6 protein-coding genes are annotated in these 2,716 nt (G+C 52.8%); all 6 read left to right on the top strand.

What is annotated here, in order from left to right; all coding sequences use genetic code 11:
* The first annotated feature begins 103 nt into the window (after positions 1-103).
* The gene (locus tag E1189_RS03005) at positions 104-337 is read left to right on the top strand and encodes a hypothetical protein (protein WP_155158570.1); all 234 of its coding nucleotides are present in this window, start codon (positions 104-106) and stop codon (positions 335-337) included.
* A 100-nt stretch (positions 338-437) separates the two neighbouring features.
* On the top strand, positions 438-884 hold the full coding sequence (locus E1189_RS03000; RefSeq protein ID WP_155158569.1) for a Mor transcription activator family protein: 447 nt from the start codon (positions 438-440) through the stop codon (positions 882-884).
* Positions 856-1,194 carry a hypothetical protein gene (locus tag E1189_RS02995; protein ID WP_230460092.1) on the top strand — a complete coding sequence of 113 codons (339 nt, stop codon included), beginning with the start codon at positions 856-858 and terminating at the stop codon, positions 1,192-1,194. The genes E1189_RS03000 and E1189_RS02995 overlap by 29 nt, the downstream gene beginning before the upstream one ends.
* Positions 1,160-1,606 carry a structural protein gene (locus tag E1189_RS02990; RefSeq protein ID WP_155158567.1) on the top strand — a complete coding sequence of 149 codons (447 nt, stop codon included), beginning with the start codon at positions 1,160-1,162 and terminating at the stop codon, positions 1,604-1,606. The genes E1189_RS02995 and E1189_RS02990 overlap by 35 nt, the downstream gene beginning before the upstream one ends.
* Before the next feature lie 5 nt (positions 1,607-1,611).
* Positions 1,612-2,109, top strand: a complete 498-nt coding sequence (locus tag E1189_RS02985; protein ID WP_155158566.1) for a hypothetical protein — start codon at positions 1,612-1,614, stop codon at positions 2,107-2,109.
* Positions 2,110-2,113: 4 nt separating this feature from the next.
* The coding region (locus tag E1189_RS02980) for a ParB N-terminal domain-containing protein (RefSeq protein ID WP_196221120.1) at positions 2,114-2,716 on the top strand (603 nt) is incomplete at its 3' end.

The raw sequence follows: 2,716 nt of genomic DNA, 5'->3' as shown, positions 1-2,716 counted from the left end.
TGTGAAACGTTTTACCGGTTGAATTCTTCGATTAAACATTTGACAACGCCATTAGGCGACCATTAAATTAAATTTGACCGCGTAACACTCCAACGAGAAAAAAATGAAAAAGGATAATAATAATCCTCATAGGGATTTAATGGATTATGTGCTGGCTGTCGTAAAAAATAACAACGGCTCAACATCGGCTGAAATATGCCAAAGCTGCCGCGATTTAGACAGGTGCCAAACGAGCACCATTCTTTCCCTGTTGTTAGACGAAGGGCAAATAACAACAGGCAGTATTCGGGAGTGCGCGGTTCTTGGCACCCCCTTCAAAACATTCTGGAAAAACTGATGGATCTGGTAGCGGCTGATTTTTTCTAACTCAGTTGATGCGTTCACTGTTTAATGCAGTGAACGCATCAATTCATTAGCGTGAGCAATATCACAATTTTATGAATTACGAACCCGAAATTGTCGCAACCATAGGGCGGAAAAACACCATCGCACTGGAGCGTGCCTTCGGTGGCAGGCGGAAATATATCGCACAGAAAATTAAGTCGGACTCATCCATCGTTAAGGCCATAGGCTGGGAGGCTGCGCTTAAACTCTCCTGCCGGTTCGGTGGCTTGCAGTTGTACATTCCTCAGACTCTGGCTCTTCAGGCCCGCAACCGGACCATCGTCCAACAGCGGTTACAGGGTTTTACCGCAAAGGATCTGGCAAAGAGCTATGGGCTGGTGGCCCGAACCATTCGGAACATCTGCTTTGGATGTGGCGCACTTCACGGCTTGCGGGCACGGAACAGGCTGAAAATTTTGCAACAGGGATTCTATGGACGAACGCATCCGGAATATCGAACAGGACATGGCGGTGGTTCATCACCGGCTGAATACTCTTGAAGACACGCCCCCTCGCGTAAACACACTGGAGAACACCGTTACTCAGCTCCGGACGCAGGTGGAGAACATCAGCCAGAACATTACCGACATCAAGGAAAGTGGAGACCAGCTCCACAAAGACGTGACCGGCCTGCGCATAGAAGTCCGGCGACTGTTCACTATAGGGGCAACAGTCGCTGTCATCGCCAGCTTGATCGTCGGTGCGGCAAAGCTTTACGAAACAACCCTCTCGATACAAGACAAGCATCAATCTGCAAAGGAGCTGCGGAGTGAAAATGGTCAGTCAGATTCGGGGATACCGGAACCATAACCCCGGTAACATCCGTGAGAATCAGCGCGTGGATTACGACTGGGAAGGTGAGGCCCGTGCCGACTCCGATGGCGAGTTTGAGGAGTTTGACTCTCCGGAGTTCGGCATCAGAGCCATGGCCCGCATCCTGAAAACCTATAACACCCGGCATGACCTTAAAACTGTCCGGGCCATTATCAACCGGTGGGCTCCTCCCAGCGAAAACCACACCGAGTCGTATATTCGTGCAGTCTGCCTGCGCATGGGTATTACAGAGCAAACCCGGTTGAATCTCACCAACAATGCAGTGGCTCTGCAGTCTCTGATCAAATCTGTTATCCATCACGAACTGGGCTGTCAGCCTTACAGCGATGAGCTGATAGACACCGGCATACGCTGGGAGCGTGACGGCGTTCCCGGTAGCCTGCGGTGAACGCCATGGACTTAAGCAACACCCTCAGCAAAGTAGCTGACACCCTGTCTGGTGGTCTGTTCGATACCATTTATAAGACAGTCACAACCTACTTTCCCCCAGATATGCCCGAGTCCCAGAAGCAGCAGTTGCAACTGGAACTGAAGGCGCTGGAGCGAAAACAGAAAAGTGACACGCAGCGTCATCTGGCAGAGGCGGAACGCCTGCTGACCGAACGCATCAAGGAGCTGGAAGGGACAGCCTCCGACCTCAAAGCCTTACCCATCGTCGGAAGGGTGATCCTGTTTGCCCGTGGTGCACAGCGACCCGTCTGGGGATTTTTCACCATGTACCTCGACTGGCGCTGGTTCAGTGAATGGCAACTGAGCACGCAACAGCAAACCGCCCTCATCGCCATCAACCTTCTGGTGCTGGGATTTCTGTTCGGGGAACGGGCCATGAAAAACGTTGCCCCCTATGTGATCCAGGCCCTCAAAACTAAATCCACTCCATGGAAACCCTGAAACCATGAAGCAGCCATCACAAGGACGTGATAAGCAGCCCCAGAAGTGGCAAAGCCGGATCATAGGCCAAGGCGTAGAGCGAGCCGACCAGCTTCTCGCCAACCCACTGAACTGGCGCAAACACCCCAAGGCCCAGCAAGCCGCACTAAAAGGGGCACTGAACGAGATCGGCTGGATACAGCAGGTGATCGTTAATAAAACCACGGGCCATCTTGTTGATGGCCATTTGCGTGTAGAGGTGGCTCTGGCGGAAGGGGAGCAGGATGTCCCTGTCTTGTATGTGGAGCTGACCGAGGAAGAGGAAAAGAAGGCCCTCGCTACCATCGACCCCATAGCGGCACTGGCGACCACTGACCGCAAGATGCTGGACGACCTTGTCCTCGGCCTGAACGTCAATGACCAAGACTTCGCCAGCCTGCTTGATACCCTCGCCTCGCAGGATGCTTTGAATACCGCACAGGAAGGTTTAACCGACGACGATGCAGTAGGCGAAAAGTCATCACACACCGTCTGTGAGTCTGGTGACGTTTGGTGCCTGGGCGAGCACAGACTTCTATGCGGTGACGGAACAGACCAGTCTTGTGTCGCTCAACTGATGGACGGGGAG

Origin of the sequence: Parendozoicomonas verongulae, from assembly GCF_009711465.1 — a bacterium.
In the GTDB taxonomy this organism is placed as follows: Bacteria; Pseudomonadota; Gammaproteobacteria; order Pseudomonadales; family Endozoicomonadaceae; genus Sansalvadorimonas; species Sansalvadorimonas verongulae.
This window is presented reverse-complemented; position numbering and strand designations above follow the sequence as displayed.

Excerpts from the sequence above, each read along its gene's own strand:
- E1189_RS03005 (WP_155158570.1), top strand. The coding sequence starts at position 104 with ATGAAAAAGGATAATAATAATCCTCATAGGGATTTAATGGATTATGTG.
- E1189_RS03000 (WP_155158569.1), top strand. The coding sequence starts at position 438 with ATGAATTACGAACCCGAAATTGTCGCAACCATAGGGCGGAAAAACACC.
- E1189_RS02990 (WP_155158567.1), top strand. The coding sequence starts at position 1,160 with ATGGTCAGTCAGATTCGGGGATACCGGAACCATAACCCCGGTAACATC.
- E1189_RS02985 (WP_155158566.1), top strand. The coding sequence starts at position 1,612 with ATGGACTTAAGCAACACCCTCAGCAAAGTAGCTGACACCCTGTCTGGT.